Here is a 24521-nt window from a genome sequence, read left to right on the forward strand (position 1 = left end):
CGGCAAGCCCGCAGGTGACGCGGGCCGTGCGTACGTACGCCGAGCCGTACGCCGAGCCGTGCGCGGAGCCGCGTGACGGGCCGCGCGCAGGGCGGCCCGAGACGGCCCGGGACGCGAGGAACGCGGCGGTCCGGGGGCCCCGCGCGACGCGTCCGGAATGGTTCCGGGCCTTCTGGTTCGACGTGAGGGCTGTCGGCAACGTAGACTCACCCTCCTAGTGATGCGGCACAGGTATGCGGTCATGTCCGCGACAGGCCGTAAGCTGGTCGCGTCACGTACGAAGGGCAGTGGCTCAATTGGCAGAGCTCCGGTCTCCAAAACCGGCGGTTGGGGGTTCGAGTCCCTCCTGCCCTGCGAGGTGCGGTGCGCACACCCGTACCGGTCACGTCATGGCGCGCCGTCATGACCGGCGTCGGCGCGGGACCGCGCGACAACCACAGGGTGGTTGATCACGACCTATGAGGTGAACGGCGGCAAATGGCGACTGAGACACGCGGCGAGGCCGCGGCCAAGGACGAAGGCAAGGGGAAGCCCGCACGCAAGCGGACCTCTCCGGTTCTCTTCGTGCGCCAGGTGATCGCCGAGCTTCGCAAGGTGATCTGGCCCACCCGGCGGGAGCTCATCACCTACACCACGGTCTCCCTGGTGTTCGTGCTGATCATGGTGGGGATCGTCTCGGGACTCGACTGGGTCCTGCAGAAGGGCGTCTTCTGGGTCTTCGGCTGAGGCCCTGAGCCCGAGGCCGGTGACCGCGGTGCGGTTCCCGGCCCGGTCCCGTACCACCGGGCGGCCACTGGGTGACGCACCCACGACCCCCGGCAAGGGCGGCGCGCCGCCCGAACGAACGACATCATCACGAGTCCAACCGAGAGAAAGAGTCACCGTGTCCGAGCCCTCACAGCCCTACGACGAGGCCATCGAAGAGGCCCAGTCCGCTGCGGCTGCTGCGGCCGAGCCCGCAGGGCAGGCGGACGAGGCGCCCGCCGGCGTCGACCCGGCCGACACGGAGATCCCGGCCGGCGCCGAGCCCGGTACGGCGGAAGAGGCCGGCGAGGCCGCCCCCGCCGAGGCCGCTGAGGCCGGCGAGGCCGGCGAGGCTGCCGAGGCCGGCGAGGCTGCCGAGGCCGGCGAGGAAGGGGCCGAGGCCCCCGCCGAGCCCCCGGCCGACCCGTACGCGGACTTCAAGATGCAGCTGCGGCTGCAGCCGGGCGACTGGTACGTCGTGCACTCCTACGCGGGGTACGAGAACCGGGTCAAGACCAACATCGAGACCCGGACCCAGACCCTCAACATGGAGGACTACATCTTCCAGATCGAGGTCCCTCAGCACGAGGTGACCGAGATCAAGGGCGGCAAGCGGCAGAAGGTCAACGAGAAGGTCCTGCCGGGCTACATCCTGGTCCGCATGGAGCTGACCGACGAGTCGTGGGCCGCGGTCCGCAACACCCCGGGCGTCACCGGCTTCGTGGGCCTGCTGAACAAGCCGTCCCCGCTGAGCCTGGACGAGGTCGCCAACCTGCTGGCCCCCGAGCCGGAGGAGCAGGTCAAGACCAAGGAGCAGGCCAAGGCCGCCGCGCCCGCCGTCGACTTCGAGGTCGGCGAGTCGGTCACCGTCATGGACGGCCCGTTCGCCACCCTCCCCGCCACGGTCAACGAGATCAACGCCGAGCAGCAGAAGCTGAAGGTGCTGGTGTCGATCTTCGGTCGGGAGACCCCGGTCGAGCTGTCGTTCAACCAGGTCTCCAAGATCTGACCGGACGGGCCGGGCACCGTGCCGGGACGTCCCGGCACGGCGCATATCCTGGACGGGGCCGCCCTGGGCGGCCCGGTCCGCCTCCCCGTGTCACGCGGGGGCATCAGGATCCCAACACCAGGGCTCACGTTCCGGCCCCCGGTGTTGCCCGCGAGGCGGGAGTCGGGATCACACGCGAAACGGAACGGAAGGAAGGCCTCCATGCCTCCCAAGAAGAAGAAGATCAGCGCCGTCGTCAAGGTCCAGCTGCAGGCCGGCCAGGCGACCCCGGCGCCGCCGGTCGGTACCGCTCTCGGTCCGCACGGCGTCAACATCATGGACTTCTGCAAGCAGTACAACGCCGCGACCGAGTCCCAGCGCGGCAACGTCATCCCCGTAGAGATCACCATCTACGAGGACCGGTCGTTCTCCTTCGTCACCAAGACGCCGCCGGCCGCGCAGCTGATCCTCAAGGCCGCCGGGGTCGAGAAGGGCAGCGGCGAGCCGCACAAGACCAAGGTCGGCTCGGTGACCCGCGACCAGATCCGCGAGATCGCCACCACCAAGATGCCCGACCTCAACGCCAAGGACCTCGACGCCGCCGAGAAGATCGTCGCCGGCACCGCGCGTTCGATGGGCATCGAGGTCAAGTGACCCGCCGCCCGGGCACCCGCCCGGGCCGGGCACCCCGCGCGGACCGTCCGCGCGGGACTGTGGAAGGGCCGGGCGCGGCCCGTACCACGCACTCCCACCACGAGGAGCAGTCATGAAGCGCAGCAAGGGCTACCGCGGCGCCGCGGAGCAGATCGACCGCGACCGGTTCTACAGCCCGGCCGAGGCCATGAAGCTGGCCAAGCAGACCTCGGTGACCAAGTTCGACGCGACCGTCGAGGTCGCCCTGCGGCTGGGCGTCGACCCCCGCAAGGCCGACCAGATGGTCCGCGGCACCGTCAACCTGCCCAACGGCACCGGTAAGACCGCCCGCGTGCTGGTCTTCGCCGGCGGCGCGAAGGCGGACGAGGCCCGCGAGGCCGGTGCCGACCTCGTCGGCTCCGACGACATGATCGAGAAGATCCAGGGCGGCTTCCTGGACTTCGACGCGGTCGTGGCGACGCCGGACCAGATGGGCAAGGTCGGCCGGCTGGGCCGGGTGCTCGGCCCGCGCGGCCTGATGCCCAACCCCAAGACCGGCACCGTCACCATGGACGTGGCCAAGGCCGTCACCGACATCAAGGGCGGGAAGATCGAGTTCCGGGTCGACCGGCACGCGAACCTGCACTTCATCGTCGGCAAGGCGTCCTTCAGCGAGCGGCAGCTGGTGGAGAACTACGCCGCCGCCATCGAGGAGGTCCAGCGGCTCAAGCCGTCGGCCGCCAAGGGCCGGTACGTCAAGAAGGCCATCGTGACGACCTCGATGGGGCCGAGCATCCCGGTCGACCCCAACGCGGTCCGCAACCTCACCGCCGAGCTCGACGAGGCCTGAGCCGACCCGCGACCCGCGAGCCGAGCCTGAGCCGAGTCGCGAGTCGCGAGCCTCGATCCACGGTCTGAGGCCGATTCATGGTCTGAGACCGGGTTCACGGTCTGAGAAGGGGCGTCCCTCCGGGGGCGCCCCTTTTTGGCGTTTCCGGAGTGATCGCGGCTCCGATCTCCGTCTCCGGATGAGCGTTTCGCCCGTCCCGCGGGTTGACCGTACGGCGAGTCCGGAACAGGCCAGACGGCACCTCGGCGGGTTTCTGGTGGAGAAGGGGCGATTGGTGTTGAATCTGCCATCATTCGCCCGCCTCTGCGGCGCGCCCGCCCTTCCCGGCTGGAGGACCGTTGGACCGTCGAACGGACCGGGCCATCGCGATCGGCGCGATCACCGCCGTCGCCGTCGTCCCCACCGCGATCCTCGTCGCGGTCAAGACCGGTGCCGCCGCGCCCAAGGAACCGGGCGCCATGCCCCCGGCCGCCGCGGCGGCGCAGCGCGATCCGGCGGGAACCGAGAAGAGGTCGCCGAGCGCGTCCCCCGCCCCCGCGTCCTCCGCGGGATCGGCGTCTCCTGCCGGAGGCCGCGGCGGTACCGCGCCCGGGCGGAAGGCCGGGACGGGCGGTAAGGACGGTACGGCGGCACCGGGCGAGCCGCCCGCCGAGGCCCCGAAGGTCACCTCGTTCGTACGCCGGACCGACGTGCGGCTGTCCGGCGCGTCCAACGGCGACTACGAGCACCAGAAGGAGACCGCGACCTACACCCTGGCGCCGCGCTTCGCGCTGAACGCGACCGGCGTCCGGGAGACGATGAAGGACGGCCGGCTCACCCGCGTCACCCAGAAGGTGATCGTGAAGGGCCGGACGCTGTCGGGATACGACGGCAAGTCCTGGACGCACTCGACGCTCACCGCCGCCCAGGTGGACCGGCTGCGCACTTCCTCCGACCCCAGGCAGCTCACCTACCTGCTGCGCGCGCTGCCGGGAATGACCCGGACCGGGCCGGACAGGCTCGGCTCGACGCACTACCTGGCGAGCGCCCGGCTCGGTGATCTCTACCGGGTGCTGCCGGAGGACGTGGCCGCCCGGGCGCGCGAGGTGCTGCCCGACGCCACCCGCGTCGCGCTCGACCTGTGGGCCGACGGGGCCGACCGGCCGTCCTGGATCGGGCTGAACGGCTCGGCGCCGGGCACGATGCTGGCCGGCTCGATGACCTTCCGCTCGTACCGCTGAGCTCCCCGGCGCCGCCGCCGGGACTCGTCCGGACGCCGCCGCGCCGCCGCCGCGCCGCCGCCGCGCCGCCGCGGCCGGACGCGCGCGCGTAGCCCGCGAGTCGTACGGGCGGACCGGCCATTCGTACCCACGGGGGATGTGGGCCGGTGTACTCCCGGTGAGACTGGGAACCACCAGCAGCCGACCAGGGAGGCACTTTCCTCATGAAACGTCGATTCGTCGTTGCCGCCGGAGGCACCGCCATGGGCAGCGTGCTGCTCCTGTCGGGGTGCGGAGGCTCCGGGGCGGAGGTCGCGACCGACACCATGAAGCTCACCGCCGCCGAGGCGCTGGCCAAGACGTCCCAGCGGACCGGCCAGGCGGACACGTTCAAGGCCGACCTGACCGTGACCGAGACCGGGAACGGCGGCGGGAGGATCCACGCCACCGGCCAGTTCCGTCTCAAGCCGACGCTCACCTTCAGCGCGCGGCTCGACGAGGTCAGCCGGGGCGGGCAGGCGGTCCCGGCCGCCAAGGGCCAGGCCGTCTACACCGGCGACGTGCTGTACGCCAAGGTCCCGCAGCTGGCCCAGTTCGTGAGCGGCGGCAAGCCGTGGGTGAAGGTCGACGTCAACAAGGCCGGGCAGATGGCCGGCTTCGACATCAAGGGCCTGGTCGACCAGGTGCGGAAGGTGAACCCGGCCGAGCAGACCAAGATGTTCACCGGCTCCAAGGACGTGCGGCGGGTCGGCGAGGAGACCGTCGACGGCGTCAAGACCACGCACTACGCCGGCACCGTGACCGTACGGGACGCCCTGGACAAGCTGGACGCGCGGACGCGCGCCGAGGTGCGCGGGTGGTTCCCGCAGGGCGCGGACGACGAGAAGATCGGCTTCGACCTGTGGACGGACGGCGACCAGCTGCCGCGCAAGCTGGTCACCAAGGGCGACCCCGCCCGGGGTCAGAGCGGCACCGTGACGGTCCTCTACAGCGACTACGGCAAGTCCTTCAGCGTGAACCCGCCGCCCGCCGACCAGGTGGGCGAGCTGTCCCTCGGCGCGTTCCTCAACGGCGGCGCCCCCAAGCCGCGCAACTGACCCCAGCCGCGCAACTGACCCAGCCGCGCAACTGACCCCGTCCGCTCCCGGCGACGGCGTTCATCCGTTCATCCGTCCTTCCGCTCGCGGCACGCGCCCCTGTGGCGCGTGCCGCGCGGATGAGGTGAACCCTTTCGGCCCCGCGCGCGTCTGATCAGGAGTCCGGGACTCCAGTTCCCCGGACGCGATCGCAGAACAAGGAGAGCCCCCATGATTCGTCGCTTCGTCGCGGGCACCGCGATGGCCACCGGCCTCGCCCTCGCCCTCACCGGTTGCCTCGGGGAGGCGAAGGAGAAGGCCGGCGAGGCCGGGGGCGCGATCAAGATGAGCGCCGCGCAGATGCTGGGCAAGGCGGCGGAGAAGACGGGTCAGAACGACACCTTCAAGACCGACATGACGGTCGACAGCAAGCTCCAGCAGGGCGCCATGAAGATGCGCACGGTGATGGAGACCCGGCTGCGGCCCGAGGTCGCGATGAAGATGAACGTCGACCCGATGACCGTGGCCGGCCAGAACATCCCCGGGTACGAGGCGCGGCTGATCGGCTCCACGATGTACCTGAACATGCCCGCGCTGGCGTCCGCCAACGGCGGCAAGCCCTGGAGCCGGATCTCGCTGAACGACATGGGCGGCCAGATGGGCGGCCTGAACCTCGGCAAGATGCTCGACCAGGCCAAGCAGCAGAGCCCGGCCGAGCAGACCAGGATGTTCACCGCCTCCAAGGACGTGCGCGAGGTCGGCACCGAGACCGTCGGCGGCGTCAAGACCCGGCACTTCACCGGCACGGTGACCCCGCAGGAGGCGCTGGCCAAGCTCGACCCCGAGAACCGGAAGGCCATGGAGAGCCTGTTCCAGCAGATCGGCGGCAAGGCGTACGCCTTCGACCTGTGGGTGGGCGACGACGACCTGCCGCGCAAGGTGATCACCACCATGGACACCTCGATGGGCCAGGTCACCAGCACCGCGATCTACAGTGACTTCGGCAAGCCGGTGAACGTCGTGGCTCCGCCGGAGGCCAAGGTCGGCGACTTCAAGATGCCCTCGATGAACTGATCCGGCCGGATCCCGCGCAGGACCACAGGTCAGGATCACCGGTCAGGACCACCGGTCAGGACCACCGGTCAGGACCACCGCGCAGGATCATCGCGCGGGAACCGCATCACCGCGTCCTCGACGGCCCGCGAGCGCCCACCCGGCGCGCGCGGGCCGTTCGCGTCCGGTGACCGCGGCGTCCGTGCCGCGGGCATGGCGCGAATCGATTTGGCGGTCGGCACCGGCAGCACGTACTCTGTTGACTGCCGAAGACCGCCGGTCGTCACCCTCAAGGGTGGCCGAAGGGCCCGAAGAGATTCGGGCGGCCCGCGTAGGTGAGACGAGAGCTTCCGTACGACCTCCGCTGTCGAGCGTCGTGCCACGCCCCGTGCGCCTACGCCGGGGCGTTCGCTGTTTTCAGGGAACATTCGCCCCGGCGGCTTCCACCCAGGTAATCGGAAGGAGGCCCATGGCAAAGGCCGAAAAGGTCGCGGCGATCGCCGAGCTCAAGAACGAGTTCGAGAGCTCGAACGGCGCCGTGCTGACCGAGTACCGCGGGCTCACGGTGGCGCAGCTCAAGGAGCTGCGCACCAACCTCGGCGAGAACGCGAGGTTCGCCGTGGTGAAGAACACGCTGACCAAGATCGCCGCGTCCGACGCGGGGGTCGACGAGCAGTTCCGCGAGCTGCTCGAAGGTCCGTCCGCGATCGCCTTCGTCAAGGGCGACGTGGTCGAGGCCGCCAAGGGCCTGCGTGACTTCGCCAAGGCCAACCCGCTCCTGGTGATCAAGGGCGGCTTCGTCGACGGGCAGTCGATGGACGCCACCGAGATCGGCAAGCTCGCGGACCTCGAGAGCCGCGAGGTGCTCCTCGCGAAGCTGGCCGGTGCGATGAAGGGCTCGATGGCCAACGCCGCCGCCCTCTTCAACGCTCTGCCGACCCAGGCCGCCCAGCTCGCCGAGGCGCTGCGCGCCAAGCGCGAGTCCGAGGGCGGCGCGGCTCCGGCCGCCGACGAGGCGCCCGCCGAGTAGTCCCGGTCCCTCGGACCAGGACCCGCGGTAACGACACAGACCCCAGACACACAGCCATAGCGGAGGAACACATCATGGCGAAGCTCAGCACCGACGACCTGCTCGACGCCTTCAAGGAGATGACCCTTCTCGAGCTCTCCGAGTTCGTGAAGCAGTTCGAAGAGGTCTTCGACGTCAAGGCCGCCGCCCCGGTCGCCGCCGTCGCCGCGCCGACCGGCCCCGCCGCCGCCGAGGAGGCCCCGGCGCAGGACGAGTTCGACGTCATCCTCGAGGGTGCCGGCGACAAGAAGATCCAGGTCATCAAGGAGGTCCGCGCCCTGACGAGCCTCGGCCTCAAGGAGGCCAAGGACCTGGTCGACGGCGCGCCCAAGCCGCTGCTGGAGAAGGTCAACAAGGAGACCGCCGACAAGGCCAAGGAGGCCCTGGAGAAGGCCGGCGCCTCGGTGACCGTCAAGTAAGACCCTCCGGTCAGTACCTTCCGGAGCCGCGCCCGGCCGGGCGCCTCCCGGAGTGCCGCGAAGGCGGCCATCTCACCACGGTGAGGTGGCCGCCTTCTCGCGTTCGGACCGGATTCCGGCCCCCCGAATTTGTGCGCGGGTGACAAATCGGCGCCGCAGAGTGGCACGGGAACGAGTTGTGCGGGGCCGGGAGCCCCGCGTAGCGTCCCCCTCCAGAGACCGGATCACACGGATCCGTTCCGTCACACCCGTCGCCCCACCCCCGGCTTGAGGTGCTGGTTCGCTCGCAGTAGTCTCACCTGCGTCGTAAGTAACGATTGGCTTACACCAGTGTGTTTTCCGCTGCTGTTCCCGTCCCCAGCCCCTTCCATTTCCGAGATGGGCCGCTACGGTAGTGGCACCCGCAACCGCTACCCGACGGTAGCAACGGGGCGGACACACGGTGTGATGGTGACAGCCGCCTGAGTGTGCTACTCGCTCATTGTTCCGGAACCCCCGGCCTGGACGAAAGGTGACGAGTGGGCGTCGAGATCAGAGTCGAAGGGCTGACCAAATCCTTCGGCCGCCAGACCATCTGGCAGGACGTATCGCTAACGCTGCCCGCGGGAGAGATCAGTGTGCTCCTCGGGCCCTCCGGCACCGGGAAGTCGGTCTTCCTGAAGTCACTGGTCGGGCTGCTCAAGCCGGACCGCGGGCACATCTGGGTCGGTGACCGCGACCTGCCGTACCTGCCCGAGGCCCAGCTGTACGACACGCGCAAGCTGTTCGGCGTGCTGTTCCAGGACGGCGCCCTGTTCGGGTCGATGAACCTGTACGACAACATCGCCTTCCCGCTGCGCGAGCACACCAAGAAGCCGGAGTCGGAGGTCCGGCGCATCGTCATGGAGAAGATGGAGATGGTCGGTCTCCTCGGCGCCGAGCGCAAGCTGCCCGGCGAGATCTCCGGTGGCATGAAGAAGCGCGCCGGGCTGGCCCGCGCGCTGGTGCTGGACCCCGAGATCCTCCTGGTGGACGAGCCGGACTCCGGCCTGGACCCGGTCCGCACCGCCTACCTCAACCAGCTGATCGTCGACCTGAACTCGCAGATCAACGCGACGTTCCTGATCGTGACCCACGACATCAACACCGCCCGGACCGTTCCCGACAACATCGGGCTGCTGTTCCGCCGCGAGCTGGTGATGTTCGGCCCGCGCGAGATGCTGCTGTCGAGCGAGGAGCCGGTGGTCCGGCAGTTCCTCAACGCCCGGCGGGTCGGCCCGATCGGCATGTCGGAGGAGAAGGACGTCTCCGAGCTGGAGGCCGAGGCCAAGATGGGCCACGACCCCGGCAAGCTCCCGCCCATCCCGCCGCAGCTCATGCCCAGCGACGGCCGGGTCCGCCCGGCGCAGCACGCGCCCGGTTCCTGGTGCGCGGCGCACGGCGTCGTCCCGCCGGCCGGCTCGTTCATCGACGACCTGGGCCGCAACTGGGTGGAGGAGTGGCCGCGCTATGTCGCGGCGATGGGCCCGGTGGCCGGCGCGGGCGCGGTGCCCGGCGGTCACGCGCCCGGCGGTCATGTGCCGGGTGCGCCCGGACCGGGCGGCTACCAGCAGGGCGGCGGGGTGCCAGGGGCGGGTGCGGCGCCCTGATGTCCACTCCTGGTATCGGCGCGGACCAGGAAGGGGGCAAGGGCGGGAAAGCCTCGGCCACGTTCCGCAAGATCTCTGATGGCGCGGCCAACGTCGCCATCAGGGAGCCGGGCCGTTTCTTCGCCCTCTGCCTGGACACGTTCCGGGCGATGCTCGTGTGGCCGTTCCAGTGGCGCGAGTTCATCCAGCAGGCGTGGTTCATCGTCAGCGTGACGGTGGTGCCCACGATGCTGGTCGCGATCCCGTTCGGCGGCATCCTGTCGTTGCAGGTGGGCGGGCTGATCCGGCAGCTGGGCGCGCAGTCCTACACGGGTGCGACCGCGGTGGTCGCGATCGTCCGCGAGGCCAGCCCGCTGGTCACCTCGCTGCTGGTCGCGGGCGCCGCGGGCTCGGCCATGTGCGCCGACATCGGGTCCCGCAAGATCCGCGAGGAGATCGACGCCATGGAGGTGCTGGGCATCAACCCCCTGCACCGCCTGGTCGTCCCGCGCATGCTCGCCTGCGCCTTCGTCGCGCTGTTCCTCAACGGCCTGGTGTCGGTGGTCGGCCTGGCCGGCGGCTACGTGTTCAACGTGATGCTGCAGGACGGCACCCCGGGCGCCTACCTGGCCTCGTTCAACGCCATCGCGCAACTGCCCGACCTGCTCCAGGCCGAGTTCAAGGCGTTCGTCTTCGGCATCACGGCCGGGCTGGTCGCGGCCTATAAGGGGCTGAACGCCAAGGGCGGTCCCAAGGGCGTGGGAGACGCGGTCAACCAGACCGTGGTCATCACTTTCATGCTGCTGTTCCTGGAGAACTTCCTGATCTCCACCCTGTACTTCCAGTTCGTCCCCCAGAAGGGCATGTGATGGCGGGCGGAGTGAGGTCATGAGCGGTCCCGGCAAGCCGGGGCAGACCGTCGCGAAGGCGGTGAACGCCCCCCTCCAGAGGCTGGAGGATTTCGGTCACCAGCTCTCGTTCTACGCGCGGGCGTTCGCCTGGGTGTTCCGGGTGCTGCGCCGCTACCGCACCGAGGTGCTGCGGCTGCTGGCCGAGGTGAGCCTGGGCACCGGCGGGCTGGCCGTGATCGGCGGCAGCGTGGTGATCGTCGGCTTCATGACGTTCTTCACCGGCAGCCAGGTCGGCCTCCAGGGCTACAACTCCCTGAACCAGATCGGCACCGCCGCGTTCACGGGGTTCGTCGCCTCGTACTTCAACACCCGCGAGATCGCCCCGCTGGTGTCGGCGCTGGCGCTGTCGGCCACGGTGGGCTGCGGGTTCACCGCCCAGCTCGGCGCGATGCGCATCTCCGACGAGATCGACGCGCTGGAGGTCATGGCGGTCCCGTCGATGCCGTTCCTGGTGACCACCCGGATGATCGCCGGGATGATCGCGGTCATCCCGCTGTACATCGTGGGACTGCTGGCCTCCTACGGCGCCACCCGGCTGATCGTGACGATCTTCTACGAGCAGTCCACCGGCACCTATGACCACTATTTCAAGCTGTTCCTACCGCCTTACGACATTCTGTGGTCGTTCGGCAAAGTGATCATTTTCTCGGTCCTGGTCATGCTCATCCACTGCTACTACGGCTACCACGCCAGCGGCGGCCCGGCGGGCGTCGGCGTCGCGGTCGGCCGGGCGGTGCGCACCAGCATCGTGGTCATCAACGTGACCGACCTGCTGCTCGGCATGGCGATCTGGGGAGCGACCACGACCGTACGGATTGCGGGGTGAGGACGTCATGACCCAGCGGATCCGTTACCGCTTGCTCGGCCTGTCCATGGTGATCGTGCTGGCGCTGCTGCTGGCGCTGACGGTCGCGCTGTTCAACAAGGCGCTCACCCCGGTCACGAAGGTGTCGGTGCGGGCCGAGCGGGCCGGGCTCCAGCTGCTGCCCCGCTCGGACGTCAAGGTGCGCGGCCTGATCGTGGGCGAGGTCCGGGGCACCCGGGTGACCGCCGACGGCGCCGTCCTGGACCTGGCGCTCGACCCGGACAAGGCCGAGATGATCCCCGGCAACGTCCAGGCGCGGCTGCTGCCCAAGACGCTGTTCGGCGAGAAGTACGTCGACCTGGAGATCCCGGCCCGGCCGGGCCCGCTCGGGCTGCGCGAGGGCCAGGTGATCCAGCAGGACCGTTCCCAGACCGCGGTCGAGATCGACCGGGTGCTGAACAACCTGCTGCCGCTGCTGCAGGCCGTCCGTCCCGAGAAGCTCAACGCCACGCTGAACGCGGTGGCCACCGCGCTGCAGGGCCGCGGCGACCAGATCGGCCGCAACCTGGAGCAGGCCGACGCGCTGCTCAAGAAGATCAACCCGGAGCTGGGCACCCTCGTCTACGACCTGCGCGCGCTGTCGGACGTCTCCGACATCTACAGCGCCGCCGCGCCCGACCTGCTGAACACCCTGCGCAACCTGAACGTGACCAGCAAGACGATCACCGACAAGCGGGGGACCATCGAGGACATCATCCCGATGGTCACCGGGGTGAGCGCCAAGGGCGACCGGTTCATGCGGGACAACGCCCCCAAGATCATCGGAGTGAACGTGGCGAACCGCGACGGGCTCGCGCTGGTCGCCCGCTACTCCCCGTCGCTGCCCTGCGTGCTGGAGGGGATGATGAAGATCAAGCCCCTCGCCGAGGAGGCGGGCGGCGGCAAGACCCCGACGTTCAACCTCACCGTCGAGATCGTCAAGCCCCGGCCGGCGTACAAGTACCCGCTGGACATGCCGGAGGCCAAGGACCAGCGGAACCCGCGCTGCTACAACCTGCCCGACCCCAAGGTGCCGTTCCCCGACTACCTGGCGCTGGACGGCACCCAGGACGACCTGTGGTGGAAGAACCCCGACGACCCGAACGCCCCCAGCCCCCACGCGGGCGGGCGCGGGCGCGCGCTGTCGGGCGTGTTCGTCGACCCCGGGACCGGGATGAGCGAGCGGGACAAGATCAAGAACGTGGTGGGGCCGATGACCCGGACCCCCGCCGGTGAGGTGTCGGACGTGGCCGAGCTGCTGTTCGGGCCGCTGCTGCAGGGATCGGTGGTGAACGTCCAGTGAAGACGACCGGCGCCGCCGTCAAGCTGCTCATCTTCGTCGTGGCCACCTCGCTGGCCACCGGCGTGCTGGCGATGACGATCTCCAACATGCGGTTCACCGAGACCCGCGGCTACAGCGCGATCTTCTCCGACGTGGCGGGGCTGCTGGAGCAGGACGACGTCCGGGTGGCCGGCGTCCGGGTCGGCCAGGTCGAGAAGATCGAGCTGTACCAGGGCAGGCAGGCCAAGGTGACCTTCAGCGTCAACAAGGAGGGCGTCTTCGACGCCGGACTGCCGTCGTCCACCCAGGTCAACGTGCGCTACCGCAACCTCATGGGCCAGCGCTACCTCGCGCTGACCGAGGGGCCCGGGACGGCGAACGACTACCTGCGGCCCGGCGGCACCATCCCGCTCGCGCAGACCAAGCCGGCGCTGGACCTCACCGTGCTGTTCAACGGGTTCCGCCCGCTGTTCCGCGTCCTGGAGCCCAACGACGTCAACAAGCTCGCCTTCCAGATCGTGCAGACGCTGCAGGGCGAGGCCGGGACGGTCAACAGCCTGCTGGCGCACGTCGCCTCGCTGACCAACACGCTGGCCGACCGCGACAAGGTCATCGGCCAGGTGATCGACAACCTCAACAACGTGCTGGGCACCATCGACCAGCGCCACACCGAGGTGAACCGGCTGATCACCGATCTGCGCGGGTTCGTCGGCGGGGTCGCCGACGACCGCCAGGCGATCTTCGACTCGGTCGCCGCGATCAACCAGCTGACCGGCACCACCGCCGGCCTGCTCAAGGACGCCCGTCCCGCGCTCAAGAACGACATCGCCGGCCTCAAGCGGCTGTCGGACACCCTCAACGAGAACGGCGCCGACGTCGACCGGGCGCTGCGCACCACCCCGAAGCGGATGGAGGGGCTGATCAACATCTCCTCCTACGGCTCCTGGTTCAACATGTACATCTGCGGCATGGACGCGCGGGTGCGGCTGCCCGGCGGTCCCGTCTACCAGACCCCTGCGATCGTGAACGAGAACGCGAGGTGCAAGTAGATGAGGGTCCCGTTCCGGGAGCGCAACCCGGTCCCCATCGGCCTCTCCGCGTTCGCGGTCATCCTCGTGGCGCTGCTGGTCGCGATGAACCTGGAGCGCGTCCCGTTCCTGGCCGGCGGGCGCGAGTACAGCGCCGCGTTCGCCGAGGCCGCCGGGCTGAAGCCGGACGAGGAGGTGCGCATCGCCGGGGTCAAGGTCGGCAAGGTCACCGGGCTCGACCTGGAGGGCGGCCACGTCAAGGTCACCTTCCGGGTGAACGACGAGGTCCGGCTGGGCGACCTGACCCGCGCCGAGATCAAGATCAAGACGGTGCTCGGGGCGCACTACGTGGCGCTGGACCCGCGCGGCACCGGCCGGCTGAACCGGCAGATCCCGGTGGAGCGCACCGCCGTCCCGTTCGAGGTGGTCCCGGCGATCAGCGAGCTGACCCAGCGGGTCGGCAAGATCGACCAGCGGCAGGTGGCCCGGTCTTTCGACGTGCTGGCCGACACCTTCCGCAACTCCCCGGACGAGATCAAGGCGTCGCTGCAGGGCCTGCGCAGGCTGTCGGACACGATCGCCTCCCGCGACGAGGAGCTGCACCGGCTGACCGGGCGCGCCAAGGACGTCTCCCAGCTGCTGGCCGACCGCAACCAGGACTTCGCCAGGCTGATCCAGGACGGCGACGAGATCCTTCAGGCGGTGCAGGCCCGGCGGCAGGTCATCCACCAGCTCCTGGTCAACACCGTGGTGCTGTCCCAGCAGGTGAACGCGCTGATCAAGGAGAACGAAGGACAGCTCCGGCCGATGCTGGACAGCCTGGAGAAGGTCAACGGGATCCTGCTGAAGAACCAGCAGAACCTCGACCGGATCCTGCAGCTGTTCGCCCCGTTCGCGCGGCAGTTCGCCGACGTGACCGGAACCGGGCGGTGGTTCGACAGCTACATCCAGAACCTCATCCCCATCCCCGCCTCGATCAAGGACGCGCCGGCCCAGGGCGGCGGCACCGGACAGGGCCAGACCGGACAGGGCCAGACGGGCCAGGGCCAGACCGGGCAGCCGGGCGGCCGTCGCACCACCAACCCGTTGCCCTTCCTCCCGTGAGCGAGCAGGCAGGTCATGCGTAACTCAGGAACCATCCTCCGCCTCGGCGGCGCGATCCTCGCCCTGGCCGTGCTCGCGGCGGCGCTCGTGCTGCTGCTGAGGGGGCCCGAGCAGCGCCGCATGACGGCGTACTTCAGCCGGACGGTCGGCCTGTACGAGGGCGCCGACGTGCGCATCCTCGGCATCCGGGTCGGCAAGGTCACCAAGGTGACCCCGGTCGGCGGCGCGGTGAAGGTGGAGCTGCGGTACGAGGCCAGGTACAAGGTGCCGGCCGACGCCAAGGCCGTGATCATCAACCAGACGCTGGTCGCCGACCGCTACATCCAGCTCACCCCCGTCTACAAGGGCGGCCCGGTGATGCGGGACGGGCACACCCTCACGCTCGCCAGCACCGCCGTCCCGGTCGAGGTCGACGAGGTCGGCGCCGGGCTGAACGACCTCAGCACCGCGCTGGGCCCGCAGGGCGCCAACGCCAACGGGTCGCTGTCGCGCCTGCTGCAGGTCGGCGCGGACACCCTGGAGGGCCAGGGCACCGACATCCGGCAGACCATCGGCGACACCTCCAAGATGCTCAGCACCCTCAGCGCGGACCGCGAGGACGTGGCCAAGACCATCCAGAACCTGCGGATCATCACCGCCACGATGAAGGCCAACGACCAGCAGATCCGGCAGTTCACCGGTCACCTGAACGGGGTGTCGGGGCAGCTGGCGGGGGAGAAGGAGGAGCTGAGCGCCGCGCTCAACACGCTCGCCCCCACGCTGCGCAACGTCCAGCGCTTCATCAAGGACAACCGGGGCCAGCTCGCCGACAACGTCCGGCAGCTGGCGCAGATCACCGGGGTGCTGGTGAAGGAGAAGGAGGCGTTCACCGAGCTGCTCCAGGTGGCGCCGCTGGGCGTCAACAACCTGGCCCGCGCGTACGACCCGATCAGCGGCACCATCCACAACCGGGCCGACCTGCGCCAGTTCCACGACCTGGCGGACTGGATCTGCTCGCTGGCCTACTCGGTCGGCACCCCGCCCAAGCAGTGCCTGGACTTCGTCACCCCGGTCAACGGGATCGGCAAGGCGCTGACCGGGCTGAGCCTGGACCTGTCCTGGATCACCGCGCTGACCACGCACTACGACCCTGAGCCGATCCCGCCGGACGCCTACGGGCCGGGCGGCCGGAGCGGCGCGGCCGGCGGCGGCACCGGCAGCGGCGGCGGTGGCGGCGGTGGCGGCGGCAAGACCAAGACCACGACGTCCACCGGGCAGTCCAAGCCCCGGGACGTGCGCGCGCTGCTTCCGGGAGGTGGCCGATGAGGTTCCCCTTCAAGCCGGGCGTCGCCGCGATCGCCTGCGCGACCGCCCTCTCGGGGTGCTCGTTCCGCGGCGTCGACTCGGTTCCGCTCCCCGGCGGTCCCGACCTCGGTTCCTCCCCCAAGACGGTCAAGGTCGAGTTCGCCAACGTGCTCGACCTGGTGCCGCAGTCGGTGGTCAAGGTCAACGACGTCTCGGTCGGCAAGGTCGACAAGATCGAGCTGGCCGGCGGGAAGGGCGTCGGCCAGAACGGCTGGCACGCCGTGGTCACCCTCAAGGTGCGGAACGACACCAAGCTCGGTGACAACGCGGTCGCCACCATCGGCCAGACCAGCCTGCTGGGCGAGAAGTTCGTGGCGCTGGCCAACCCGCCCGGCGAGCGAGCCCGCGGCGAGCTGGCCTCCGGCGACCTGATCCCGCTGGGCCGCACCACCCGCAGCACCGAGATCGAGGAGGTGCTGTCGGCGATGTCGATGCTGCTCAACGGCGGCGGCATCGAGCAGATCTCCACCATCACCCGCGAGCTGAACACCGCGATGGACGGGCGTACCGCGACGATCAAGTCGGTGCTGAACCGGGTGAACACGTTCGTGGGCACGCTGGACCGCAACCGCGGCGAGATCACCCGGGCGATCGACAGCATCGACCGGCTGACCGGCAAGCTGTCGGCCGAGCGCCGCACCATCGCCGACACCGTCGACAAGACCGGCCCGGCGCTGGCGGTGCTCAACCGCAACCGGGCCGACCTCACCAAGATGCTGGTGGCGCTGGACAAGCTCAGCCGCACCACCACCGACGTGATCAAGAAGTCCCAGGCCGACCTGCTGGCCAACCTCAAGGACCTGGAGACGATCCTGCGCAACCTCAACAAGGCCGGCGCGGATCTGCCCAAGTCGCTGGAGGGCCTGCTGACGTTCCCGTTCCCCGCGACGTTCGACAACGTCATCAAGGGCGACTACGGCAACGTCCGGCTCACCCTCGACCTGGACTTCGAGAGCATCGCCCGCAACCTGTTCGGCGGCACCGAGCTGGAAGGACTCCTGGGCGGCGCCCAGCAGATGCGCAACATGCTGACCGTCCCGAACGTGACCCTGCCCCAGTCGCCGCTGGGCGTGCTGCCGGAGATGCCGGGCGGTACCGGCGGTACCGGGGGCACGGGCGGTAACGGCGGTACGGGTGGCGGCGGCCTGCCGGGCCTGCCCGGCACCGGCGGCGGGCTCCCGGGCCTCGGCGGCACCCAGAACGGCACGGGCGGCACGGGCGGCACGGGCGGGAACGGCACGAACCGGCCGCGCTCGCTGGCCCCCGAACCCGGACGCAACGATCTCCGGACCCTGATGACGGGGGGCCTGTCGTGATCCTCAAGCGCGGCGTCAAGATCCAGCTGATCGCGTTCACCCTCATCACGATCATCGGCGTCACGATCGTCTCGGTGAACTACATCGGCGTGGGCCGCACCCTGCTGGGCCGCCAGTACACCGCCTACGTCGACCTGAGCGACTCCGGCGGCGTGTTCACCAACGCCGAGGTGACCTACCGCGGGGTGGCGGTGGGCCGGGTCGGCCCGATCCAGCTCACCCGCGACGGCATCAAGGTCAAGCTGCTGCTCGACCGCGGCAAGCGGATCCCCCGCGAGGGCACCTCCGCCGTGGTCGCCAACCGTTCCGCGGTCGGCGAGCAGTACATCGACCTCCAGCCCAGCAAGGCCACCGGCCCGTACCTGGACGAGGGCGCGCCGTACACGATCCCGCGCCGCCTGACCAAGCTCCCGGTGTCCACCGCCGAACTCCTGCGCAACGTCGACAAGCTGGTGTCGTCGGTGAACCCGCAGCACCTCGGGACGATCGTGGACGAGCTGGACAAGGCGTTCAACGGTTCCGCCGCCGACCTGAAGGCGATCCTGGACGACACCGACCGGCTGATCCAGACCGCCGAGGAGGCGTACCCCGACACCAAGCGGCTGCTGGACGACGGCGCCACCGTGCTGAACACCCAGCGCGCGCAGGGCGCCAACATCCGTGGGTTCGCGCGCAACCTGAACGAGCTGACCACCCAGCTGCGGCGGGACGACCCGGCGCTGCGCGCCACCCTCGACGCGACCCCGGGCACGGTCGTCCAGGTCGACAAGACCATCGACGGCCTCGCGCCGACGCTGCCGGTGCTGCTGGCCAACATGACCACGACGGGCCAGATCATCGCGTCCCGCAAGGCCGGGCTGCGGTCGCTGTTCATCCTGTACCCGCTCACCGTGGGCGGCGCGTTCACCGTGACGCCCGGAGACGGCACCCAGCACCTCGGACTGGCGCTCAACATCGACTCTCCCGCGCCCTGCACCAAGGGCTACGAGAAGGTGCAGAAGCGCTGGCCGCAGTTCACCGGTGACAAGAAGCCCCGGCTGGACTCGGGCTGCACCGAGCCGGGCGACTCCGGCAAGGTCGTCCGCGGTGCCCGCAACTTCCCCAAGGACGCGATCGCGCCGAAGCCCCAGGTCCCGCCGGGCGCGACCGACGGCGCCGGGTTCCCCGAGGGCGGCGCGTACGGCGGCGGCTCGGGCGGTTCGGGCGGGGCGGCGCAGGGGTCCGGTGCCGAGCAGACCCCCGAGGCCAAGGCCAAGGCCAAGGCGGAGGGCAAGGAGGGCAAGGAGCAGGAGCAGCCCGCCGCCCAGCCGCAGGGCAGCCTGTACGTCCCGTTTTCCTCCGGGACCGTGGAACTCGCCGGATACGATCCTTCGACCGGCGTGGTCTACGGGCCGGACGGCAAGCGGTACGGCATCGGCTACTCGGGCGGCCAGCAGCGGCTCCTCGGGGACGCCTCCTGGAAGATGCTCCTGCTCGGTCCGCTGTCGCGTTGAGGGCCGGCGTGAGCGCCGGCCGGGCGCGGGGGAGAGAACGCGAACGCCGGTGACGCCGGTGTGTACGACCGATCCGATGGAGGAGGCGACGCGATGAAGTACGGCGCGACCGACGCGGTCGACGCCGCGGCGTCGCGGGGCCGCGGTGACCGGGTCACCGTGATCGTCCTGGGCGTGCTCGCGGTGGCGCTCGCCGCCGTGGCCGGGTTTTACGGCTATGACCAGTGGTGGAAGGGCCAGGACCGCGAGAAGCAGCGCGCCGCGGCCACCCAGGCCGCCCGCCAGACCGGGGTGAACCTGGCGAGCCTGGACTACCGCGAGGTGCAGAAGGGCATCGACCGGGTGCTCGCGGGGATGACGGGCGACGTCAAGAACCAGTGGGCCACCCAGGCCAAGATCATCGCTGACACCGCCACCAAGACCCAGTCCATCTCGCAGGTCCAGCAGGTTCGCGCCGGGGTGATCTCCATGGACGGGGACTCCGCCGAGGTGATGGTCGCGATCAACGCGACGACCACCAGCCCGAAGGTCAAGCAGGGCGCTCCGCGGTACTACCGCTTCGAGATGGCCCTCACCCGAGTCGGCGACCGCTGGCTCGTCTCCAAGCTGGGACTGGTCCCATGACGACGCTGAGGCGCGAAGAGCGCGAAGCCGAGCAGAAGGCCCGGAAGGCCGAGAAAGCCCGTCAGCGGGCCGCTGAGGCCGCGAGAAGGGCCAAGGAGGCCGAGGCGGAGGCCGAGGCCGCCCTCCGGGAGGCCGAGGAGGCCGAACGGGAGATCGAGGCCGACCCCGACCCGGAACGGTCCGGGGCCGAGCCGGAGGGCGGATCGAAGGGCGGACCGGAGGGCGCGTCCGGCGGCGAGGGCGCGACGGCCGGGGACGCCGGCGCCGAGGCGGCGGACGAGGGCGAGGACGCGTCCACGGCCCCCGCCGAGAAGGTCGAGATCTCCAAGAAGGCGAAGAAGGCCAAGAAGACCAAGAAGGCGGACACGTCCGAGAAGCCGGAGAACCTGGAGAAGCCGGAGAAGCTGGAGAAGCCGGAGAAGCCCGAGAAGTCCACCGAAGCCTCGGCCGGCGAGGCGGCCGAGGATGAAACGGACGAGGACGACGCGGAGGACGCCGACGTCTCGGCCGACTCGGCCGACGATGGTGACGCCGTCGAGCCCGTGGCGCGCAGGCGCCGCCTTCCGGCGCTGAGCGGCCGGGCGTACGCGCTGGTCGCGGTGAATCTGGCCCTGGCCGGGCTCCTGGGCTGGCTGTTCACGGCCGTGCAGGGGATCAAGGCCGACGAGAAGGCCACCATGCAGGCCGGGATCGCCGCCAAGCAGGCGGCCGAGGACCTGTCGTCGTACGACTTCCGGACCATCGACGCCGACCTCAAGCGCGCGACCGGCCACACCACGGGGAACTTCCGCCGCCAGTTCGAGCAGCAGATCTCCCAGGTGAAGCCGTCGGCCACCCAGCAGCAGGCGGTGGTTGAGGGCACGGCGGTCCGGACGGCCGTGGAGAGCCTCGACGGTGACAAGGCGATCGCGCTGGTCTACCTGAACCAGCAGACCGCGAAGGGGGCCAGCGCGGAGCGCACCCCCAACCAGTACACGCTGCGGCTCGTGATGGCCAAGGTCGGCGACCGCTGGCTCGTCTCCGAGCTTCAGATGATCTGACCTGCGGATTCCTCCGGCGGCGCGCCCGCCGGCCTGGCCCGGGAAGGCGCCGGACGACACCCCGTTCCGGCGCCTTCCGCGCGTCTACCCGTGGGTAGCGCCGGGGATCCTAAACTATGGCCTTCCTCACTGCAGGTCAGAGCCCGAAAAGTCCAAGTCCGCTCTTGACTCGAAGGCCCTGAGGGGCGATGCTCCATGGCAACTGTGATGCATACTGCGGCGGTAGAGTTGCGAGCGGTGTGGTGGTCGGCTACACTGCCCCTTTGCGCTGCCCTCTGACTATCCACGTGTGAGACCACCCCGTTCCGTCCCCCTTCGAGGGGGTTCGAGCCCGGGGTCCCGCACCTGGAACGTCTGGCGTGCGTGTCGTCAAATTACGCCGCGAGCCCTCGGAAGGACCACTCTTGGCAGCCTCGCGCAACGCCTCGAATACCGCAACCGGTCCGAACCGCGTCTCCTTCGCGCGCATCAAGGAGCCGCTCGAAGTCCCGGACCTCCTCGCGCTGCAGACCAACTCGTTTGACTGGCTGTTGGGCAACGAGAGGTGGAAGGCCCGGGTCGAGGCGGCCCAGAAGGCCGGAAGTAAGAGCGTCCCGACCCAGTCGGGTCTTGAGGAGATCTTCGAAGAGATCAGTCCCATCGAGGACTTCTCCGGGACCATGTCCCTGTCGTTCCGGGACCACCGGTTCGAGCCGCCCAAGTACTCCGTCGAGGAGTGCAAGGACAAGGACATGACCTACTCCGCCCCCATGTTCGTCACGGCGGAGTTCATCAACAACACCACCGGTGAAATCAAGAGCCAGACGGTGTTCATGGGCGACTTCCCGCTCATGACGCCCAAGGGCACCTTCATCATCAACGGCACCGAGCGGGTGGTCGTCTCCCAGCTGGTCCGTTCGCCCGGTGTCTACTTCGACCGCGCCCTCGACAAGGCGTCGGACAAGGACATCTACGGCTGCAAGGTCATCCCGAGCCGCGGCGCCTGGCTCGAGTTCGAGATCGACAAGCGCGACAACGTTGGCGTGCGCATCGACCGCAAGCGCAAGCAGCCGGTGACCGTACTGCTCAAGGCCCTCGGCTGGACCGAGGACCGCATCCGCGAGCGGTTCGGCGGCTACGAGTCGATCAACGTCACCCTGGAGAAGGACCACACCTCCGGCCAGGACGACGCGCTGCTGGACATCTACCGCAAGCTGCGTCCGGGCGAGCCGCCGACCAAGGAGTCGGCGCAGACCCTGCTGGAGAACCTGTACTTCAACCCCAAGCGCTACGACCTGGCCAAGGTCGGGCGTTACAAGGTCAACAAGAAGCTCGGTCTCGACCTGGACATGAACCAGGGGACGCTGACCGAGGACGACGTCGTCGCCACCATCGAGTACCTCGTCCGGCTGCACGCCGGCGAGGAGGAGAGCACCCTGGGCACCGTCCCGGTGCCGATCGAGGTCGATGACATCGACCACTTCGGCAACCGGCGGCTGCGCACGGTGGGCGAGCTGATCCAGAACCAGGTCCGGCTGGGCCTGGCCCGGATGGAGCGCGTCGTCCGCGAGCGGATGACCACCCAGGACGTCGAGGCGATCACGCCGCAGACCCTGATCAACATCCGGCCGGTCGTGGCCTCCATCAAGGAGTTCTTCGGCACCAGCCAGCTGTCGCAGTTCATGCAGCAGACCAACCCCCTGGACGGCCTGACCCACAAGCGCCGCCTGTCGGCGCTGGGTCCGGGCGGTCTGTCGCGTGAGCGGGCGGGCATGGAGGTCCGTGACGTCCACCCGTCGCACTACGGCCGCATGTGCCCGATCGAGACGCCGGAAGGCCCCAACATCGGCCTGATCGGCTCGCTGGCCGCGTTCGGCCGGGTCAACCCGTTCGGGTTCGTCGAGACGCCGTACCGCAAGGTCGTCGACGGCCGGGTCACCGACCAGATCGACTACCTCACCGCCGACGAGGAGGACCGGTACATCATCGCGCAGGCCAACTCGGCGCTGGGCGAGGACGGCACGTTCGCCGAGGACCGGGTGCTGGTCCGCAAGAAGGGCGGCGAGGTCGAGCTGGTGGGCCCGCGCGAGGTCCAGTACATGGACGTCTCGGCGCGGCAGATGGCCTCGGTGGCCACCGCGATGATCCCGTTCCTGGAGCACGACGACGCCAACCGGGCGCTGATGGGCTCCAACATGCAGCGCCAGTCGGTGCCGCTGCTGCGCAGCGAGGCGCCGCTGGTGGGCACCGGCATGGAGTACCGTGCCGCGGTCGACGCCGGTGACGTGATCATCGCCGAGAAGTCCGGCGTGGTCGAAGAGGTCTCGGCCGACTACATCACGGTCATGAACGACGACGGCACGCGGACGACGTACCGCGTGACGAAGTTCAAGCGGTCCAACCAGGGCACCTGCTTCAACCAGAAGCCCATCGTGGTGGAGGGGCAGCGGGTCGAGGAGGGCCAGGTCGTCGCCGACGGCCCGTGCACCGACCAGGGCGAGATGGCGCTCGGCAAGAACCTCCTGGTGGCGTTCATGCCGTGGGAGGGCCACAACTACGAGGACGCCATCATCCTCTCCCAGCGCCTCGTGCAGGACGACGTCCTGTCCTCGATCCACATCGAGGAGCACGAGGTCGACGCCCGCGACACCAAGCTGGGCCCCGAGGAGATCACCCGGGACATCCCGAACGTCTCCGAGGAGGTGCTGGCCGACCTCGACGAGCGCGGCATCGTCCGCATCGGCGCCGATGTCGTCCCCGGCGACATCCTGGTCGGCAAGGTCACCCCGAAGGGGGAGACCGAGCTGACGCCGGAGGAGCGGCTGCTGCGCGCGATCTTCGGTGAGAAGGCCCGCGAGGTCCGCGACACCTCCCTGAAGGTGCCGCACGGCGAGCAGGGCAAGGTCATCGGCGTCCGGGTGTTCAGCCGGGACGAGGGCGACGAGCTCCCGCCGGGCGTGAACGAGCTGGTCCGCGTCTACGTGGCGCAGAAGCGCAAGATCACCGACGGTGACAAGCTGGCCGGCCGGCACGGCAACAAGGGCGTCATCTCCAAGGTGCTGCCGGTCGAGGACATGCCGTTCCTGGAGGACGGCACCCCGGTCGACATCGTTCTCAACCCGCTGGGCGTGCCCGGCCGGATGAACGTCGGCCAGGTCCTGGAGACCCACCTCGGGTGGGTGGCCAGCCGCGGCTGGAAGGTCGAGGGCGACGACGAGTCGTGGAAGCGCGCTCTCCAGGAGATCGGCGCCGACGAGGCCGAGCCGTGGACCAAGACCGCCACGCCGGTGTTCGACGGCGCCCGCGAGGACGACGTCACCGGCCTGATCGCCAGCACCCTGCCCAACCGCGACGGCGACCGCCTGGTCGGCCCCGGCGGTAAGGCCCGGCTCTTCGACGGGCGTACCGGCGAGCCGTACAAGGACCCGATCTCGGTCGGCTACATCTACATCCTCAAGCTGCTCCACCTGGTGGACGACAAGATCCACGCCAGGTCGACCGGTCCGTACTCCATGATCACCCAGCAGCCGCTGGGTGGTAAGGCCCAGTTCGGCGGCCAGCGCTTCGGCGAGATGGAGGTCTGGGCGCTGGAGGCCTACGGTGCGGCCTACGCCCTGCAGGAGCTGCTGACCATCAAGTCCGACGACGTGCTCGGCCGCGTGAAGGTCTACGAGGCCATCGTCAAGGGCGAGAACATCCCGGAGCCGGGCATCCCGGAATCGTTCAAGGTGCTCATCAAGGAGATGCAGTCGCTGTGCCTCAACGTCGAGGTGCTCTCCAGCGACGGCATGTCCATCGAGATGCGTGACACCGACGAGGACGTCTTCCGCGCGGCGGAGGAGCTCGGCATCGACCTCTCTCGGCGCCCCAACGAGGGTGCGATGAGTGTCGACGAGGTCTGATTCATAAGGGGAAATG

At 69.6% G+C, this 24521-nt stretch carries 21 protein-coding genes and 1 tRNA gene; all 22 read left to right on the plus strand.

Translation table 11 applies throughout. The features are described from left to right. Window positions 1-281: 281 nt before the first annotated feature. The 22 genes from IW256_RS02445 to rpoB all read left to right on the plus strand — a co-directional run bounded on the left by IW256_RS02445 (window position 282) and on the right by rpoB (window position 24505). Window positions 282-354 (plus strand) — tRNA-Trp (locus tag IW256_RS02445). A gap of 123 nt (window positions 355-477) precedes the next feature. Continuing rightward, the gene (gene secE / locus IW256_RS02450; protein WP_197009390.1) at window positions 478-726 is read left to right on the plus strand and encodes a preprotein translocase subunit SecE; all 249 of its coding nucleotides are present in this window, start codon (window positions 478-480) and stop codon (window positions 724-726) included. Window positions 727-883: 157 nt separating this feature from the next. Continuing rightward, the gene (gene nusG, locus IW256_RS02455; protein ID WP_307828712.1) at window positions 884-1753 is read left to right on the plus strand and encodes a transcription termination/antitermination protein NusG; all 870 of its coding nucleotides are present in this window, start codon (window positions 884-886) and stop codon (window positions 1751-1753) included. A 201-nt stretch (window positions 1754-1954) separates the two neighbouring features. Next, window positions 1955-2386, plus strand: a complete 432-nt coding sequence (gene rplK, locus IW256_RS02460; RefSeq protein ID WP_197009391.1) for a 50S ribosomal protein L11 — start codon at window positions 1955-1957, stop codon at window positions 2384-2386. Between the two features lie 112 nt (window positions 2387-2498). Beyond that, window positions 2499-3215, plus strand: a complete 717-nt coding sequence (rplA, locus tag IW256_RS02465) for a 50S ribosomal protein L1 (protein WP_197009392.1) — start codon at window positions 2499-2501, stop codon at window positions 3213-3215. A 338-nt stretch (window positions 3216-3553) separates the two neighbouring features. Continuing rightward, complete coding sequence (locus IW256_RS02470; protein ID WP_197009393.1) at window positions 3554-4435, plus strand: hypothetical protein; 882 nt, start codon at window positions 3554-3556, stop codon at window positions 4433-4435. 203 nt (window positions 4436-4638) lie between these two features. Next, on the plus strand, window positions 4639-5511 hold the full coding sequence (locus IW256_RS02475) for an SCO4651 family lipoprotein (protein WP_197009394.1): 873 nt from the start codon (window positions 4639-4641) through the stop codon (window positions 5509-5511). A gap of 210 nt (window positions 5512-5721) precedes the next feature. After that, a complete protein-coding gene (locus IW256_RS02480) occupies window positions 5722-6564 on the plus strand; it encodes an SCO4651 family lipoprotein (RefSeq protein ID WP_197009395.1) in 843 nt (280 codons plus the stop codon). A 448-nt stretch (window positions 6565-7012) separates the two neighbouring features. After that, on the plus strand, window positions 7013-7573 hold the full coding sequence (gene rplJ / locus IW256_RS02485) for a 50S ribosomal protein L10 (RefSeq protein WP_197009396.1): 561 nt from the start codon (window positions 7013-7015) through the stop codon (window positions 7571-7573). A gap of 74 nt (window positions 7574-7647) precedes the next feature. After that, on the plus strand, window positions 7648-8031 hold the full coding sequence (gene rplL / locus IW256_RS02490; RefSeq protein ID WP_197009397.1) for a 50S ribosomal protein L7/L12: 384 nt from the start codon (window positions 7648-7650) through the stop codon (window positions 8029-8031). 518 nt (window positions 8032-8549) lie between these two features. After that, a complete protein-coding gene (locus IW256_RS02495) occupies window positions 8550-9659 on the plus strand; it encodes an ABC transporter ATP-binding protein (RefSeq protein WP_307828713.1) in 1110 nt (369 codons plus the stop codon). Next, window positions 9659-10507, plus strand: coding sequence for an MlaE family ABC transporter permease (locus IW256_RS02500; RefSeq protein WP_269217903.1), 849 nt, complete (start codon window positions 9659-9661; stop codon window positions 10505-10507). Before IW256_RS02495 ends, IW256_RS02500 begins: the two co-directional genes overlap by 1 nt. Before the next feature lie 19 nt (window positions 10508-10526). Next, complete coding sequence (locus IW256_RS02505) at window positions 10527-11375, plus strand: MlaE family ABC transporter permease (protein ID WP_197009398.1); 849 nt, start codon at window positions 10527-10529, stop codon at window positions 11373-11375. Between the two features lie 7 nt (window positions 11376-11382). Next, window positions 11383-12696, plus strand: a complete 1314-nt coding sequence (locus IW256_RS02510; protein ID WP_197009399.1) for an MCE family protein — start codon at window positions 11383-11385, stop codon at window positions 12694-12696. After that, window positions 12693-13724 carry an MCE family protein gene (locus IW256_RS02515; protein ID WP_197009400.1) on the plus strand — a complete coding sequence of 344 codons (1032 nt, stop codon included), beginning with the start codon at window positions 12693-12695 and terminating at the stop codon, window positions 13722-13724. Before IW256_RS02510 ends, IW256_RS02515 begins: the two co-directional genes overlap by 4 nt. Continuing rightward, window positions 13725-14807 carry an MCE family protein gene (locus IW256_RS02520; RefSeq protein ID WP_197009401.1) on the plus strand — a complete coding sequence of 361 codons (1083 nt, stop codon included), beginning with the start codon at window positions 13725-13727 and terminating at the stop codon, window positions 14805-14807. It begins immediately after the preceding gene. 15 nt (window positions 14808-14822) lie between these two features. Then, on the plus strand, window positions 14823-16112 hold the full coding sequence (locus tag IW256_RS02525; RefSeq protein WP_197009402.1) for an MCE family protein: 1290 nt from the start codon (window positions 14823-14825) through the stop codon (window positions 16110-16112). After that, window positions 16109-17467 (plus strand): MCE family protein, encoded by a 1359-nt coding sequence (locus IW256_RS02530; protein WP_197009403.1) that lies wholly within the window; start codon window positions 16109-16111, stop codon window positions 17465-17467. The genes IW256_RS02525 and IW256_RS02530 overlap by 4 nt, the downstream gene beginning before the upstream one ends. Further along, a complete protein-coding gene (locus tag IW256_RS02535; protein WP_197009404.1) occupies window positions 17464-18960 on the plus strand; it encodes an MCE family protein in 1497 nt (498 codons plus the stop codon). The genes IW256_RS02530 and IW256_RS02535 overlap by 4 nt, the downstream gene beginning before the upstream one ends. A 93-nt stretch (window positions 18961-19053) precedes the next feature. Then, a complete protein-coding gene (locus IW256_RS02540; protein WP_231403614.1) occupies window positions 19054-19584 on the plus strand; it encodes a hypothetical protein in 531 nt (176 codons plus the stop codon). Continuing rightward, on the plus strand, window positions 19581-20624 hold the full coding sequence (locus IW256_RS02545) for a hypothetical protein (protein ID WP_197009405.1): 1044 nt from the start codon (window positions 19581-19583) through the stop codon (window positions 20622-20624). The genes IW256_RS02540 and IW256_RS02545 overlap by 4 nt, the downstream gene beginning before the upstream one ends. Before the next feature lie 404 nt (window positions 20625-21028). Then, window positions 21029-24505, plus strand: a complete 3477-nt coding sequence (gene rpoB, locus IW256_RS02550; RefSeq protein WP_197009406.1) for a DNA-directed RNA polymerase subunit beta — start codon at window positions 21029-21031, stop codon at window positions 24503-24505. Window positions 24506-24521 lie beyond the last annotated feature (16 nt).

The organism is Actinomadura viridis (genome assembly GCF_015751755.1).
GTDB classification, from domain to species: domain Bacteria; phylum Actinomycetota; class Actinomycetes; order Streptosporangiales; family Streptosporangiaceae; genus Spirillospora; species Spirillospora viridis.